Genomic DNA, 16,526 nt, shown 5'->3' on the forward strand with positions numbered 1-16,526 from the left:
AGCATAACCACGCCGCCGCGGATTACGCGGACTTCTTGCGGTCGTCGTCCTTGATTTCCTCGTAGTCGGCGTCGACGACATTGTCGCCGCCTTCCGCGGAGGTATCGGCAGCAGCGCCGCCTTCGGCCTGCTGTGCTTCATAGATCGCCTGGCCGAGCTTCATGGAAACTTCCATCAGCGTCTGGGTCTTGGCCTTGATGTCTTCGGCGTCGGCTTCGGTTGCCTCGGTCGAGGACTTCAGCGCGGCGATCGCATCCGAGATGGCGGTGCGGTCGGCTTCGGAGACCTTGTCGCCGTAATCCTTCAGCGACTTTTCCGTCGAGTGGATCAGGCTCTCGGCCTGGTTCTTGGCTTCCACGGTCTCGCGGCGCTTCTTGTCTTCGGCAGCGTGGGATTCGGCATCCTTCACCATCTTTTCGATGTCGGCGTCGGAGAGGCCGCCGGAAGCCTGGATGCGGATCTGCTGTTCCTTGCCGGTGCCCTTGTCCTTGGCCGAAACCTGCACGATGCCGTTGGCGTCGATGTCAAAGGTGACTTCGATCTGCGGCACGCCGCGCGGCGACGGCGGCAGGCCGACGAGGTCGAACTGGCCGAGCAGCTTGTTGTCGGCAGCCATTTCGCGTTCGCCCTGTGAAACGCGGATGGTGACGGCCTGCTGGTTGTCTTCGGCGGTCGAGAAGGTCTGGCTCTTCTTGGTCGGGATTGTCGTGTTGCGTTCGATCAGACGGGTGAAGACGCCGCCGAGTGTCTCAATGCCGAGCGACAACGGGGTGACGTCGAGCAGCAGGACGTCCTTGACGTCGCCCTGCAGAACGCCGGCCTGGATGGCGGCGCCGAGCGCAACCACTTCATCCGGATTGACGCCCTTGTGCGGCTCCTTGCCGAACAGCTGCTTGACGACTTCCTGCACCTTCGGCATGCGGCTCATGCCGCCGACGAGAACCACTTCGTCGATTTCGGCAGCGGTGACGCCGGCATCCTTGAGAGCCGCTTTGCACGGAGCGATCGTGCGCTGGACGAGATCGTCGACCAGGCTCTCGAGCTTGGCGCGGGTCAGCTTCAGCGTCAGGTGCTTCGGACCGGAGGCGTCAGCCGTGATGAACGGCAGGTTGATTTCGGTCTGCTGCGAGGACGACAGTTCGATCTTCGCCTTTTCGGCAGCTTCCTTGAGGCGCTGCAGGGCAAGCTTGTCGTTCTTCAGGTCGATGCCGTTGTCCTTCTTGAATTCGGCAACGAGATATTCGACGAGGCGCATGTCGAAGTCTTCACCGCCGAGGAAGGTATCGCCGTTGGTGGACTTCACTTCGAAGACGCCGTCGCCGATCTCGAGGATCGAAATATCGAAGGTGCCGCCGCCAAGGTCGTAGACGGCGATCGTCTTGCCGTCCTTCTTGTCAAGGCCGTAGGCGAGAGCGGCAGCGGTCGGCTCGTTGATGATGCGCAGCACTTCGAGACCGGCGATCCTGCCGGCATCCTTGGTTGCCTGGCGCTGCGCGTCGTTGAAGTAGGCGGGAACAGTGATGACGGCTTTCTCGACCTTTTCACCGAGATAGGATTCGGCGGTTTCCTTCATCTTCTGAAGGATCATCGCGGAAATCTGTGCGGGCGAGTAGCCCTTGCCATTGGCTTCGACCCAGGCGTCGCCATTGTCGCCCTTGACGATGCTGAAGGGAACGAGATGCTTGTCCTTCTCGACGGTCGGGTCTTCGTAGCGGCGGCCGATCAGGCGCTTGACCGCAAAGAGCGTGTTCGTCGGGTTGGTGACCGCCTGGCGCTTGGCCGGCTGGCCGACGAGGCGCTCGCCATCGTCGGAAAAGGCCACCATGGAAGGGGTCGTGCGCGCACCTTCCGCATTCTCGATGACCTTTGCGTCCTTGCCGTCCATGACTGCGACGCAGGAATTCGTCGTTCCAAGGTCGATACCAATTACTTTTGCCATGTCATTCTCTCCTTGAAGCAAGCTGTCGGAACCCCCAGAAGGCATTTCCCTGACAGCCCCTTACGGGATGGGTCTATTTGAGATTACGCAATCGTGATTGCGGTGATGCGGCGTATATAAGGAGCGGTTTTCTGGACTGCAAGGCGGGAAATAGCCCGGAATCCAGCAAAACGAATGTGTTGCCTTCAATTTTCGCAGCAGCCGGGAAAGAGGCCGCCCGATCCCCCGGAAGCGTGCGATTTCTAGGAAATGTGGCTTGCGCCGGGCATGCAGCACGGAATCTCATTGACCCATGATCAGATCGAGCAGAGTCGTGCGCCGAGGCTGCACCGACGAGGTCGTCTGCGGCCCACCGACATCGCCGGGCGGCACGATGCCGTCGTAGCTTGAACCGCCGCCTTCGGCAACGTCTGCAGGAGGAACAGGGCCGTTTCCGGGGCTTGCCCGCGGTTGCCGGACAGGCGCCTGCGGATAACGCTCGGCATTCTCGCCGCCGCCGAAGACGCCGGAAATGATGCCGCCGATCGTCGTTGGCGGCGGCACTTCGGCCGTGACCGGCTGCCCGCCGTCGGGCGTTGCCTGCGCCATCGGCTGACCGCTGTTCGGATTGTCGATCAGCTGGCCGTTACCGAAGAGCGGTGCCGGCGAAAGACCCTTGTGGGCGGCGATCATGAATTCCTTCCAGGCCTTGGCAGGAAGACCGCCGCCGGTCACCTTTTTCATTGGTTTGCCGTCGTCATTGCCGAACCAGACGCCTGTCGTGAGATTGCTGGTGAAGCCGACGAACAGCGCGTCGCGCGAATTCTGCGTCGTGCCGGTCTTGCCCGCCGCCTGCCAGCCGGGAATCTTAGCACTCTTGCCGGTGCCGTTCTCGATGACGCCCATCATCATCGTATCCATTTGCGCGGCGATCTGCTCGGAAAGCACGCGCGGCGGACTGTCATAAGTATTTTCGTAGAGAACCTTGCCCTCGGCGGTCGTCACCCGGCGGATGACGTGCGGCGTCGCCTTGTAGCCGCCGTTCATGAAGGCGGCATAGGAGGCGGTCAATTCCATCAACGACACTTCGGACGTCCCGAGCGCAATCGAGGCGTTCGGCTGCAGCTCGCTTTCGATCCCGAGCCGGTGGGCGAGCTTGATCACCTGATCCGGCCCGTCATACATCACCAGCTGCGCGGCCACCGTGTTCAGCGACTTGGCGAGCGCGGTCGCCAGCGTCACTTCGCCATTGTATTTCTTTTCGTAATTCTCCGGCGTCCAGTCGCCGATGCGGATCGGCGCGTCGTTGAACACCGAAAAAGGCGTCAGCCCTTTTTCCAGCGCCGCGGTATAGACGAAGGGCTTGAACGAAGATCCCGGTTGACGCTTGGCCTTGACGGCGCGGTTGAACTGGCTCGTCGCATAGTCTCTGCCGCCGACGAGTGCCCGGATCGCCCCGGTGCCGTCGATCGAAACCAGGGCCGCCTGCGAGGCGTCGAGCTTGCCGCCCTCCTTGTCGAGCACGTCGACCAGCGACTGCTCAGCCTTCTTCTCCAGCGATTTGTCGATCGTCGTATCGACGATGATGTCTTCCTTGACGTCGCCGATCAGGCCCGGCAGCTCGTCCATGACCATGTCGGCGACGTAATGCCCGGCGCCCGACCAGTAGCTCTTGGCCGAAGCCGGGGTCTGCGACATTGCTGTCTTGACCTCGGAATCGGTGATGAAACCCTGCTCGCGCATGGCCGCGAGCACGAGCTGGGCGCGCGCATTCGCCGCTTCCGCGTCGCGGGCCGGCGAAAGCCGCGACGGCGCCTTGAGCAGGCCTGCCAGCACTGCTGCCTCGCCGAGGTTCACATCCCGCGCCGATTTGTTGAAATAGCGCCTCGACGCTGCCTCGACGCCATAGGCGTTCGATCCGAAGAACACCCGGTTGAGATACATCGCAAGGATCTGGTCCTTGGTATATTTCTGCTCCAGCCACAGCGCGAGCAGAACCTCCTGCACCTTGCGCTCCAGTGTTCTCTCGGGAGAGAGGAAGAGGTTCTTGGCAAGCTGCTGGGTCAGCGTCGAGCCGCCCTGCACCATGTGGCCGGCCGTGAAGTTGGTGACGATCGCCCGGCCGAGGCCGAGCGGATCGACGCCGAAATGCGAATAGAAGCGCCGGTCCTCGATCGCGATGACGGCCTCCGGAATATAGGGCGACATGTTTTCCAGCGACAGCGCCTCGCCGCCGGTGGCGCCGCGATTGGCAATGACGCTGCCGTCGACGGCGGTGATCTTGACGTTCGGCGGCCGCTCGGGAATCGCCCATGTGCTGGCGCTCGGCATGCGCGAGCCGTAGTAGAGGACGAGCCCGGCAATGCCGATGCCGGCCCAGATGAAAAGCACGACGCACCAATAGACCACGCGGCGCAAGAAGCCGAAAAGGCCGCCGCCCTCACGCTCCCGCGGCTCGCGCCGCCGCTGGCGGGCGGCACGCTGCGGCGGCGGCTTGGAGCCGCCGCGGCGCACGGATCCACTTCCGATGACGCGGTCATCGGCGTCGAGCGAAAATTCATCATCTTCGCGGGCCGGGCGGCCGCTGAAGGACGGTTCGATTCTGTCGCCTGATTTGCCTCTGCCTGCCATCGCGGACCGGTCGCATCCCCTGTTCGATCGCGAAGCCCACTTCGCATAACGGCGCCCCTATTACAGCGCCGGGCGTGTCTTTAGACGCGCGAAGGACGCTGTAGCACTTTGAAGTGCTGCATAATTTTTTCCTTAAACTGGTTTCGATTTAAGGAACTATGCAGCGGGCGACGCGATCATCCGAGTGAACTGTAATTGCGGCGATTTAACGGGGTGTTAAAGGCCGACAAGCGCCCGGCGCATTGTCGAAGCCGCATGGTCATGACCAGAGAGATAGGGACGCGTTGCGCCGGCCGAGCAAACAGGATTTCCGGTTTAAGGAATTATGCGGCGAGCGGAACCAATAGGCTCGACGATTGTTTATGGGGAAGCGGGACAGCCCCTCACGTCCCGCGATTGATCGGCCGTCTCCCCTCAACGCGCGCCGATCGACATCAGGCCCGGTGCATCCCCCCAAGGAGCGCCGGGCTCTTTCTTAGCTCCATTTTCGCAAGAGCACCCCGTGACGCAGAAAGGGCGGCATCGCTGCCGCCCTCAATGTTTCAGTCGCAGGCGGGATCGCCCGGACGGCAGACGAAAGGCGAAGCCCTTGGATCCGGACGATTGTGGGTGTCGGCCTTACCACCTCTGAACTGCGGCAGGTCACGGAAATCCGTGTCGGTTTTCCGACGCTCGGGCCGGCGGACTTCCTCTCTGCGATCATCGTCGCGCCAGTCCCGGTTGCGTTCCCGGTAGTCGCGGTCGCGGGAATAATAACCGCGATCGCGGTCACGGTAATAATCGCCGTCGCGGTTGCGGTAATAATCGCCGTCGCGGTTGCGGTAATAATAGTCGGGGCCGCGGCTCCAGCGGTCGCGCTCGCGATAGAAATCGCGATGGCGGTAGTAACGGTCCCAATAATTGCCGACGCTGAAGGTGACCATTGGAATGCCCAGCGGGCGATAATATTCCGGCCCGACATAGACGCGGCGTTGCTGGTAGACTGCCTGCACGTACTGGCCCGAGACCCAGCCGCGGCCGCCATAGAACTCGACGTCACACCAGTTGACGTTGGAAAGGCAGCCGCGAATTTCGACCGATGATCCGGCGGGTATGACGGCGACGGCGGGATACCGGGTGCTCGGACCCGCACGCATATTGACGTTTGCCGTCGAGTAACCCTCGGCGGCCTGCGCGATTGCCGGAGCCAGCAACAGCAGCGCGGCCCCGGCTATCTTGACGATCAGGTTTTTCACGCTTCTTACTCCTCGTTGGCGTGTTTTCAGGCAGCACTCGGCTGCGTTTCCTTGGCATATGCCATCTGGAACAAAAGATAGAGCGATCGCCGGCATTTGTTAGGGCGTCATCATTCGCTTGTCTTTCAATGCTTTATAGATTGAGCGCGATGAACGTAGCTTGAACGGGGGGAGATTTGTGCTCTCATGCTCGTCCCGGAAATCGGTTGCGTTCGAAGCGTTAACGCTCTGTTAACCTTGCGGCTGCAATCTGGCGTCAATACCTGCTTGCTCCTTGACCACGGATGAACTGGCACCGAGCCGAGCGGATGACGAAAGGCCGGGCGACCGGCCTTTTGTTTTTGTTTTCCTGGTCAGGCACGCCATTGCCCTTCAGACGGCCAGTGCCTGAAGGATACGCACCCAGGAGCGGATGCCCTTGTGATAGGAAACAAGCTCGTATTTCTCGTTCGGCGAATGGATGCGGTCGTCGCTGAGACCGAAACCGACGAGCAGTGATTCCATGCCGAGCATCTTCTGGAAATCGCCGACGATCGGGATCGAGCCGCCCATGCCGATGACGATGGCAGGTTTCGGCCATTCGTCGGAAAGCGCCATCTTCGCCTTGGTCAGAACAGGCGAATCATAGGAGAGACGAATCGCCGGCGAGCCGCCATGCGGATGGAATTCCACCGAGCAGTCGGCCGGAATTTTCGACCTGACATAGCTGCGGAAAGCTTCGCGGATAGCAGCCGGATCCTGGGTACCGACGAGCCGGAACGAAACCTTTGCCGAGGCCTTGGCGGCGATGACCGTCTTGAAGCCTTCGCCGGTATATCCGCCCCAGATGCCGTTGACTTCGGCCGTCGGCCTTGCCCAGGTGAGTTCCAGCACCGACCGGCCCTTTTCGCCGGAGGGAATGGAAAGGCCGACTTCACCGAGGAAGCTCTCGGCCGTCTTGCCGAGCGTCTCCCATGACGCCTTGATGTTGTCGGGCGTTTCCTCGACGCCGTCGTAGAAACCGTCGAGCGTGATGCGGCCCGTCTCGTCATGCAGGCCGGCAAGCGCCTCGACGAGAATATGGATCGGATTGGCCGCAGCACCGCCGAAGAGGCCGGAATGCAGGTCGCGGTCGGCGGCCGTCACGACCACCTCCTCGCCGACGAGGCCGCGCAGTGCCGCGGCGATTGCCGGCGTATCGCGGTCCCACATGCCGGTATCGCAGACAAGCGCATAATCGGCCTTGAGTTCGGAGGCGTTTGCTTCGAGGAAAGGCTTCAAGGACGGTGAGCCCGATTCCTCCTCACCCTCGAACAGAATGGTGATGCGGCAGGGAAGTGCGCCGTTGATCTCCTTATAGGCGCGGCAGGCTTCGACGAAGGTCATCAACTGGCCCTTGTCGTCGGAGGTGCCGCGCCCGGTCAGGATCTTGCGGCCATCGCCGACATCCTTGATCGATGGCTCGAAGGGATCGTTTTCCCAGAGCTCGATCGGGTCGACCGGCTGCACGTCATAATGGCCGTAGAAAAGCACATGCGGCGCGTCGGCGGAAGCGCCGCCATGGTGGGCGACCACCATCGGATGGCCCGGAGTGTCACGCACCGAGGCGGTAAAGCCAAGGCCTTCGAGATAGGCGACCAGCCATTCGGCTGCCTTTCGGCATTCGGCCTTGTAGACGGGATCGGTGGAAATCGACTGGATGCGCAGAAGCTCGAACAGCTTTTCGAGGCTTGAGGAAAGGTTGTGATCCGCGCGCGCAAGCACCTGTTGTAGATCCGCCATTGTCGACTCCTTTTTGAAATTTGGCCGGACGATAGACCAAACGAGGAAGGCAGGCGAGGCGGAAAAGCAAAATGGGCGGCGCGAACGCGGCCATATCCGGATCGGGGTGCAAGAAGATTGCCGGTTAATATAGAAGAAGCTTCTAATTCAATTTACAGTTATTTAGTACAACCTAAATAATCTGACTGAATTCAGCTGTTCGGGGGGACGGATGTTTTCGGTCATTACATGTATTCGGGACGATCATGATTGGCGGCTGGTACTTGCGGCCGCCGCGGTTTGTCTGGTCGGCGCGATGGCAGCAATGCTGCCGCTTTCGCGCGCTCAAGAATGCGATGCCGGGCGCCGCAAGCTCTGGATCGGCGCCTCGGCTTTCGCCTTCGGCACCGGCGTATGGGCAACGCACTTCATCGCGATGCTGGCCTATGACGGCGGCATGCCGATCAGCTACCAACTGGGGCTGACGGCGCTTTCCTTCCTCCTGTCGGTTGCCGGTTCGTGGGCGGCGATCGTCGTCGCTTCGGAGAGCCGCGGCAGGTTTTCGCGCATCCGCGGCGGCGTCCTGATGGCGCTCGGCATCGCCTCGATGCACCTGACCGGTATGCAGGCGATCGAGACACAGGCGGTAATCGTCTATGATCCCTACATGACGCTGAGTGCGGTTCTGGCGGGGGCGCTGCTGTCGAGCGCTGCCTTCCACGCCTTCTTCCGGTGGAGGGGCCCGAGGCGGCTCCTCACCTCGTCCGTCACCTTCGTCCTTGCAATCTGCGCTCTCCACTTCATTTCGATGGCAAGCATCACGCTCGTGCCGGATCCCGGCAAAGAGGTTCCGGCGATGGTGCTCGATACCAGTCTGCTGGCGGCGATCGTGGTGGTAGCGGCGACCGCTCTCATTCTGACCGCTATCGCGGTGGTCTTTATCGAAAGCCATCTGACGGATCTGAGAGGGCTCGCCAATGCCTCACAGGAAGGATTGCTGATCCTGCGCGATGGCAGGATCATCGATGCCAATGAACGCTTCCAGGCTCTTTCCGGCTGGAAGCTTGCCGATCTTGCCGGCAAGGCGGCGTCCGCTGCCTTGACCGTCATCCAGGGGCAGAACAGGCCCGGCGAGACCTTGCTCAGCACCAGCAGCGGCAAGGAGATCGCCGTCGAAGTGAATACGAGCCGGATCGTCTATCGCGGTCACAATTGTGACGTGCTGGCGGTGCGCGATCTGACGGAGCGCAGGCAGGCCGAAGAGATGATAGAACATCTCGCCCACCACGATGTTCTGACCGATCTTCCCAACCGGTCGTTGTTCGATACGCGCATCCGCCAGGCGCTGCAGATGGCCGAACGAAAGAGCAGCAAGGTGGCTCTCTTCTACATCGATCTCGATCGGTTCAAGAGCGTCAACGATATTTTCGGCCATGCCGAGGGCGACCGAATTCTCCGCAAGGTCGCCTCGATTCTCCGTCGCGTCGCTGATGAAAGCGATACGATCGCCCGTCTCGGTGGCGATGAATTTGCCATCATCCAGCCCGCCGGACAGCAACCGGCGGCCGCACAGAAGCTCGCAGCCGCGATCCTCGACGAATTCGCCGCCGAGATGGATACGGCGCGCGACCCCACCGCCGTCGGCGTCAGCCTTGGCATCGCCCTTTACCCGGCCGACGGACGTGATGTCGACGAGATCTGCAACAATGCCGATATCGCACTCTATCGGGTCAAACACGGCGGCCGCGGAAAGGCCTGTTTCTTCGATGCGGAAATGGACGAGGCCACGCGAGCCCGCCGCCAAATCGAAAGCGAACTGCGCCACGCCATCACCCGCAATCAGATCCATGTCTGCTATCAGCCGATTTACGGTGCGCTTAGCGGCGAGGTCAGCGGTTATGAGGCCTTGATGCGCTGGAACCGGCCGGGGCACGGCATCAGCGAGCCGGATGTCTTCATTCCAATCGCCGAGGAAAGCGGATCGATCGTCCAGCTCGGCGAATGGGTGCTGCGCGAGGCCTGTACAGAGGCTGCGCGCTGGCCGCATCCGCTGACGATCGCCGTCAATGTCTCGCCGGTGCAGTTCATGCTGCCGAACCTTTGCGAGCGGATCGAGGCAATCCTCGAGGAAACGGGGCTCGCGCCCGACCGGCTGGAAATCGAAATCACCGAAGCCGCTCTCATCCGTGACCGCGATCGGGTGATGGCCACGCTGCAGCGCCTGCGCAGTCTGGGTGTTCACATCGTCATGGACGACTTCGGCACCGGTTTTTCCTCGCTTTCCAACCTGCGAACCTTCCCGTTCGACAAGATCAAGGTCGACCGCAGCTTCACCGGCATGCTGGAACATGACGCTGCGTCACGTTCGATCGTGCGCGCAATCATCGGTCTCGGCCACAGCCTCGGCATGCCTGTCGTAACGGAGGGCGTCGAAACCGAGACGCAGCGCCAGATCGTCGTCGAAGAAGGCTGCGCCCAGGTACAGGGCTTTTTGCTCGGCAAGCCGGATATCGAGCCGAGCATCAAGCTCGCCGCCCGCAAAAGTCTTCTGTCCTCGACGGCCGACTCCGACGCGCTGTCAACACCGTGGCGGCGACCTACGCGTCTTGCCTGCGAGTAGTCCCGGTCAGAGCGCCTTGGCGTTTTCCAGCAGCCGGCGGATATATTCGAGCGTCAGCTCGCGCTCGAATCCGCGAAAGCCTTTGAACAGCGCCAGGTCCGCCTCACGCGCGGTCTCGATCGCCTCAGCCTCCATGGCACGGGCCTTCGGCGTCAGGAAAATCAGCTGCGCCCGCTTGTCGGACGGATGCGGCCGGCGTTCGATCAGCCCGTCGCGGACCATGCGCGAAAGCGTATTGGCCATGGTCGCCTGCTCGATAGCAACTCGGTCGAGAAGCTGTTTCTGGGTCAGCCCATCCTCGGCCCAGAGTTCCAGCAGGATGGGAAACTGGCCGGGAGAGAAACCGAGCCCTACCGCGCGCTGGTGCAGCGAGCGGGCAAAACCCTTCGCCAGCTGGCTGGCAAGGTAAGCTCCCGAATCCATGCGGTTAAATCCCATGATTGCAAGTTAGGCTCAAAACCGTGCCGGAGACAATGCAGCAAATCGCAGAGGATGCTGCAAAAAATGTAAGCCGGAACTGCGCGGACCTGGAAAATAAAAGTCGCCATGACCTGGAGGTTGGCCATGGCGACTTTAAAATGGGGACAAAGGCCCGGAGAGGGGGATAAGGCCTTTGTCCAAGCCTGATGCGGCGGGGGACAAGCCGGTAATCAGACCCGCGACGCGATCAAGCGCCGGTGACATGGATTTGTGGCTACGAATGTGGTTTTTCAAGGGTCACGGTACGTTACAAATTGGTAACAGTTTGGTGAGCGGAAATCCGTTCCGCTCCTGGTGCACCGAACTTTATATGGACCTGGTTTCCTGCCCGCGCTATCCATGCACGCATGAAAAAAGGCGATCATCTCTTCCTAGTCGACGGTTCCGGCTTCATCTTCCGGGCGTTTCACGCATTGCCGCCGCTGACACGCAAGACCGACGGTCTGCCGGTCGGCGCCGTTTCCGGTTTCTGCAACATGCTGTGGAAGCTCTTGAGGGATGCGCGCAACACCGATGTCGGCGTAACGCCGACCCATCTTGCCGTCATTTTCGACTATTCCGCCAAGACCTTTCGTAAGGATCTCTATGACGCCTACAAGGCGAACCGCTCGGCCCCGCCGGAAGAGCTCATCCCGCAATTCGGCCTGATAAGAGAGGCGACCCGCGCCTTCAACCTGCCCTGCATCGAGACCGAAGGCTTCGAGGCCGACGATATCATCGCCACCTACGCCCGCCAGGCCGAGGCGGCGGGCGCCGATGTCACCATCGTTTCCTCCGACAAGGATCTGATGCAGCTCGTCACCTCAAATGTCCACATGTACGACAGCATGAAGGACAAGCAGATCGGCATTCCCGATGTCGTCGAGAAATGGGGCGTGCCGCCGGAAAAGATGATCGACCTGCAGGCGATGACCGGTGACTCCGTCGACAATGTTCCCGGCATTCCCGGCATCGGCCCGAAAACGGCTGCCCAGCTCCTTGAGGAATATGGCGATCTCGACACGCTGCTCGATCGCGCCACCGAGATCAAGCAGGTCAAACGCCGCGAGACGATCCTTGCCAATATCGAGATGGCGCGGCTTTCGCGCGAACTCGTGCGGCTGCGCACCGACGTGCCGCTTGATCTCGATCTCGACGCGCTGGTGCTGGAACCGCAGAACGGCCCGAAGCTCATCGGCTTCCTGAAGACGATGGAATTCACGTCGCTGACCCGACGCGTCGCCGAAGTCTGCGATTGCGATGCGAGCGCCATCGAACCGGCGGTCGTCCCTATCGAATGGGGTAAGGCGGCCCATGGTCCCGATCTCGATGCGGCCGAGCCGGAGCCCGTTGCCGGCGGCATCCCCGACGTTTCGGGCGAATCGGTGCCCGTGCCGCCGCGCGCGAAGGCAAAGAGCGGTGTCGAAGGCGCTTTTTCGCCGGCGGATCTAGCCAAAGCGCGGGCCAAGGCTTTTGCGGCGCTGCCTTTCGATCATTCGACCTATGAGACGATCCGCGATCTGGCGGCGCTCGACCGATGGATCGCCGATGCGCGCGACACCGGCCTCGTGGCTTTCGATACCGAGACCACGTCGCTGGATGCGATGCAGGCCGAGCTTGTCGGTTTTGCGATGGCGATCGCCGACAATGTCAGCGATCCCACTGGAACGAAGATTCGCGCCGCCTATGTGCCGCTTGCCCACAAGAACGGCGTCGGCGATCTGCTCGGCGGCGGCCTGGCCGACAACCAGATTCCCATGGGTGACGCCTTGCCGCGGCTGAAGGCATTGCTGGAGGACGAATCGGTCCTCAAGATCGCCCAGAACCTGAAATACGACTACCTCTTGATGAAGCGCTACGGCATCGAGACGAAGAGTTTCGACGACACGATGCTGATCTCGTATGTGCTCGACGCCGGCACCGGCGCTCACGGCATGGATCCGCTCTCGGAAAAATTCCTCGGCCATACGCCGATCCCCTACAAGGATGTGGCGGGCAGCGGCAAGGCGAACGTCACCTTCGATCTGGTCGATATCGACCGCGCCACCCATTATGCCGCTGAAGACGCCGACGTGACGCTGCGCCTGTGGCTGGTGTTGAAGCCGCGGCTGGCGGCGACGGGGCTGACCAGCGTCTACGAGCGGCTGGAGCGGCCGCTGCTGCCGGTGCTGGCGCGTATGGAAGCGCGCGGCATCACCGTCGACCGGCAGATCCTGTCGCGGCTGTCAGGCGAACTGGCTCAGGGTGCGGCGCGCCTGGAAGACGAGATCTACCAGCTCGCCGGCGAGCGTTTCAACATCGGTTCGCCGAAGCAGCTGGGCGACATCCTGTTCGGCAAGATGGGACTTGCCGGCGGCAGCAAGACGAAGACCGGACAATGGTCGACCTCCGCCTCAGTGCTCGAGGACCTCGCCGCCGCCGGTTTCGAGCTGCCGCGCAAGATCGTCGACTGGCGCCAGCTCACCAAGCTGAAATCCACCTATACCGACGCGCTTCCGGGCTATGTCCATCCGGAAACCAGGCGGGTCCACACCTCCTATTCGCTGGCTTCGACGACCACGGGGCGCCTGTCCTCGTCCGAACCGAACCTGCAGAACATTCCGGTGCGCACCGCAGAGGGCCGCAGGATCCGCACCGCCTTCATCTCGACGCCGGGTCACAAGCTGATCTCCGCCGACTACAGCCAGATCGAACTGCGGGTGCTCGCCCATGTGGCCGAGATCCCGCAGCTGACCAAGGCCTTCGAGGATGGCGTCGACATTCACGCCATGACGGCCTCGGAAATGTTCGGCGTGCCGGTCGAAGGCATGCCGGGTGAGGTGCGCCGCCGCGCCAAGGCGATCAATTTCGGCATCATCTACGGCATCTCCGCCTTCGGCCTCGCCAACCAGCTTTCGATCGAGCGCTCGGAAGCCGGCGACTACATCAAGAAATATTTCGAGCGCTTCCCCGGCATCCGCGACTATATGGAAAGCCGCAAGGCGATGGCCCGCGACAAGGGTTATGTCGAAACGATCTTCGGCCGCCGCATCAACTATCCCGAAATCCGCTCCTCCAACCCTTCGGTGCGCGCCTTCAACGAACGGGCGGCGATCAACGCGCCGATCCAGGGCTCTGCTGCCGACGTCATCCGCCGGGCGATGATCAAGATGGAGCCGGCGCTGGCCGAAGCCGGTCTTGCCGAGCGTGTGCGCATGCTGCTGCAGGTGCATGACGAGCTGATTTTCGAGGTCGAGGACGAGGACGTCGAAAAGGCGATGCCGGTCATTGTCTCCGTCATGGAAAACGCCACGATGCCGGCGCTCGAAATGCGCGTACCGCTCAAGGTCGATGCTCGCGCCGCCAGCAATTGGGACGAGGCGCATTAACCGCCTCCCCAAAACGAAAAAGATTTTTCCGCTTCCCCTAACTTATTGAATTCACGACGATGTGCTTCCCTGGTTCGTATCGGAACGATACGGCTGGAAGGAACTTATTAACCTTCCTTTTCTATCCCGGTAGGGTCGTAGTTTGTTAGGCATGAGTGAGTAGCGGACGCATGCGTTTTCCCAGAACCAATTTGACGGATGCCGCAGATTTTTCCAGCGGCATTGAAACGGAGCTTCCGGAGGAAAATCCAGGCGAGAGGCCGCCGGCGCCGATCTGGCAGAGCAACTTCTCGCTCGCGCCGAATGTTCGCTTCACCCGCACGCCCGAAACGCTGATCAGCCGCCGCCGCCCGTCGAACGAGCCCGTTCGCAGCGAACCGGAAGCGGAACAGCAGGCGATACGGATAGAACCGGTCACGGTCGACGTGCCCTTCGATATCTACCTGCCGGAGCCCGCTGAAGCTGCCACAGCACCGGCTCAGGCGACCGAGACGCCGCAGCCGCCGGCCGCCGCGCTGGAGGCTCCTACCCTGCGCGTCGCTTCCGAACTGTCTTCGATTTCCGATTTTGCCTTCTGGGAAGTCATGGCCTTCGAGGAGGGCGAACCGGTGCGCGCGCCCTCGATCATTCTTCCGAAGATCGAGACCGCACCCGAATCAATTACCTCGCTGTTTCGCATCATGGAATGGCGCCCGGGCGCGCCGAAGCCCACTCAGGCGGCGTCCCGACCGGTCCAGCCGCCGGCTGCAGCGCCCGCGCCGATAGCTCCGCGCCCGCCGGCGGCCATTTCCCTGGAAAGGCCCGTCCGTACCCGCGAGGCGGCGACTGCACCGGCGCCGCAGGCCGCGCCCCAGACTGCGCCGATGCCTCAGGTCACGCCGGTGCCTCAGGCCGCCCCAGAGTCTCAGACTGCCCTCGTGCCCCAGGCCGCCCCCGTGTCTCGGCCTACGCCCCCGGTCGCCGCAGTCCTGCCGTCGCCGCGCCTTGCGGCGAGGCCTGAAAAGATCGATGCATCGGGTTATGAATTCCCGCCGCGCGCTCTTTTGCAGGAGCCGCCTGAACGTCTCGGCGAGATCATGTCGCAGGAGACGCTGGAGCAGAATGCCGGCCTTCTGGAAAGCGTGCTTGAGGATTTCGGCATCAAGGGAGAGATCATTCATGTCCGCCCCGGCCCCGTCGTCACCCTTTATGAATTCGAACCGGCGCCCGGCGTGAAGTCGTCGCGGGTCATCGGCCTGGCCGATGATATCGCCCGCTCGATGTCGGCGCTGTCGGCTCGCGTCGCCGTCGTTCCCGGCCGCAACGTCATCGGCATCGAGCTGCCGAATGTCACCCGTGAAACAGTTTATTTCCGCGAGATGATCGAGAGCCAGGATTTCGACAAGAGCGGCTATAAGCTGGCGCTCGGACTCGGCAAGACCATCGGCGGTGAGCCTGTGATCGCCGAGCTCGCGAAGATGCCGCACCTGCTCGTCGCCGGCACCACCGGCTCGGGCAAATCGGTCGCCATCAACACGATGATCCTGTCGCTGCTCTACCGCATGACGCCGGAGCAATGCAGACTGATCATGGTCGACCCGAAGATGCTTGAGCTTTCCGTCTATGACGGCATTCCGCATCTGCTGACGCCCGTCGTCACCGATCCGAAGAAGGCGGTCATGGCGCTGAAATGGGCCGTGCGCGAAATGGAGGAGCGTTATCGCAAGATGTCGCGCCTCGGCGTGCGCAACATCGACGGTTACAATGGCCGCGTCTCCCAGGCGCGCGAAAAGGGCGAGACCATCCACATCATGGTCCAGGTCGGCTTCGACCGGCAGACCGGCGCGCCGATCGAGGAAAGCCAAGAGCTGGATCTTGCGCCGATGCCCTATATCGTCGTGATCGTCGACGAAATGGCCGATCTGATGATGGTCGCCGGCAAAGAGATCGAGGGCGCGATCCAGCGTCTGGCGCAGATGGCGCGTGCCGCGGGCATTCATCTGATCATGGCGACCCAGCGCCCGTCGGTCGATGTCATCACCGGCACGATCAAGGCGAATTTCCCGACCCGCATCTCCTTCCAGGTCACCTCGAAGATCGACAGCCGCACCATCCTCGGCGAGCAGGGCGCCGAACAGCTGCTCGGCCAGGGCGACATGCTGCATATGCAGGGCGGCGGACGCATCGCCCGCGTCCACGGTCCCTTCGTCTCCGATGCCGAAGTGGAGAAAGTCGTTGCGCACCTGAAGACGCAGGGGCGCCCCGAATATCTCGACACCGTGACGGCCGACGAGGAGGAAGAGCCGGAAGAGGAAGACGCCGGCGCCGTTTTCGACAAGAGCGCCATGGCTTCGGAGGATGGCAATGAGCTTTACGAGCAGGCCGTCAAGGTCGTCATGCGCGACAAGAAGTGCTCGACCTCCTATATCCAGCGCCGCCTCGGCATTGGTTACAACAGAGCCGCTTCGCTCGTCGAGCGCATGGAGAAGGAAGGTCTCGTCGGCCCGGCAAACCATGTCGGCAAGCGCGAGATCGTTTCCGGACGGAGCGGGGGCGATTGATCGGCATGAGCAGCG

8 protein-coding genes are annotated in these 16,526 nt (G+C 62.0%); 3 read left to right on the forward strand and 5 right to left on the reverse strand.

The window, feature by feature from the left end:
* Positions 1 to 22 precede the first annotated feature (22 nt).
* The 4 genes from dnaK to NL154_RS21800 form a co-directional block, all read right to left on the reverse strand.
* Positions 23 to 1,939 carry a molecular chaperone DnaK gene (gene dnaK / locus NL154_RS21785; protein ID WP_221147668.1) on the reverse strand — a complete coding sequence of 639 codons (1,917 nt, stop codon included), beginning with the start codon at positions 1,937 to 1,939 and terminating at the stop codon, positions 23 to 25.
* A gap of 282 nt (positions 1,940 to 2,221) precedes the next feature.
* Positions 2,222 to 4,549: a transglycosylase domain-containing protein gene (locus NL154_RS21790; protein ID WP_210629629.1), complete on the reverse strand. Its 2,328-nt coding sequence runs from the start codon at positions 4,547 to 4,549 to the stop codon at positions 2,222 to 2,224.
* Between the two features lie 542 nt (positions 4,550 to 5,091).
* Positions 5,092 to 5,784, reverse strand: coding sequence for an SH3 domain-containing protein (locus tag NL154_RS21795; RefSeq protein ID WP_210629628.1), 693 nt, complete (start codon positions 5,782 to 5,784; stop codon positions 5,092 to 5,094).
* 372 nt (positions 5,785 to 6,156) lie between these two features.
* Complete coding sequence (locus tag NL154_RS21800; RefSeq protein WP_434733336.1) at positions 6,157 to 7,545, reverse strand: M20/M25/M40 family metallo-hydrolase; 1,389 nt, start codon at positions 7,543 to 7,545, stop codon at positions 6,157 to 6,159.
* 211 nt (positions 7,546 to 7,756) lie between these two features.
* Between NL154_RS21800 and NL154_RS21805 the strand changes: the two genes are divergently transcribed.
* On the forward strand, positions 7,757 to 10,144 hold the full coding sequence (locus NL154_RS21805; RefSeq protein ID WP_221156100.1) for a bifunctional diguanylate cyclase/phosphodiesterase: 2,388 nt from the start codon (positions 7,757 to 7,759) through the stop codon (positions 10,142 to 10,144).
* Between the two features lie 6 nt (positions 10,145 to 10,150).
* Here the strand turns inward: NL154_RS21805 and NL154_RS21810 are convergent, their stop codons facing one another.
* Positions 10,151 to 10,567: a MarR family winged helix-turn-helix transcriptional regulator gene (locus tag NL154_RS21810; RefSeq protein WP_011423544.1), complete on the reverse strand. Its 417-nt coding sequence runs from the start codon at positions 10,565 to 10,567 to the stop codon at positions 10,151 to 10,153.
* A gap of 404 nt (positions 10,568 to 10,971) precedes the next feature.
* On the opposite strand from NL154_RS21810, the gene polA reads away from it, so the two are divergent.
* Both polA and NL154_RS21820 read left to right on the forward strand, forming a co-directional pair.
* The gene (gene polA / locus NL154_RS21815; RefSeq protein WP_434733337.1) at positions 10,972 to 13,971 is read left to right on the forward strand and encodes a DNA polymerase I; all 3,000 of its coding nucleotides are present in this window, start codon (positions 10,972 to 10,974) and stop codon (positions 13,969 to 13,971) included.
* Positions 13,972 to 14,141: 170 nt separating this feature from the next.
* Positions 14,142 to 16,511, forward strand: coding sequence for a DNA translocase FtsK (locus tag NL154_RS21820; RefSeq protein ID WP_434733338.1), 2,370 nt, complete (start codon positions 14,142 to 14,144; stop codon positions 16,509 to 16,511).
* Positions 16,512 to 16,526: the final 15 nt, after the last annotated feature.

It is taken from the genome of Rhizobium sp. YTUHZ044 (assembly GCF_051123975.1).
Classification (GTDB): domain Bacteria; phylum Pseudomonadota; class Alphaproteobacteria; order Rhizobiales; family Rhizobiaceae; genus Rhizobium.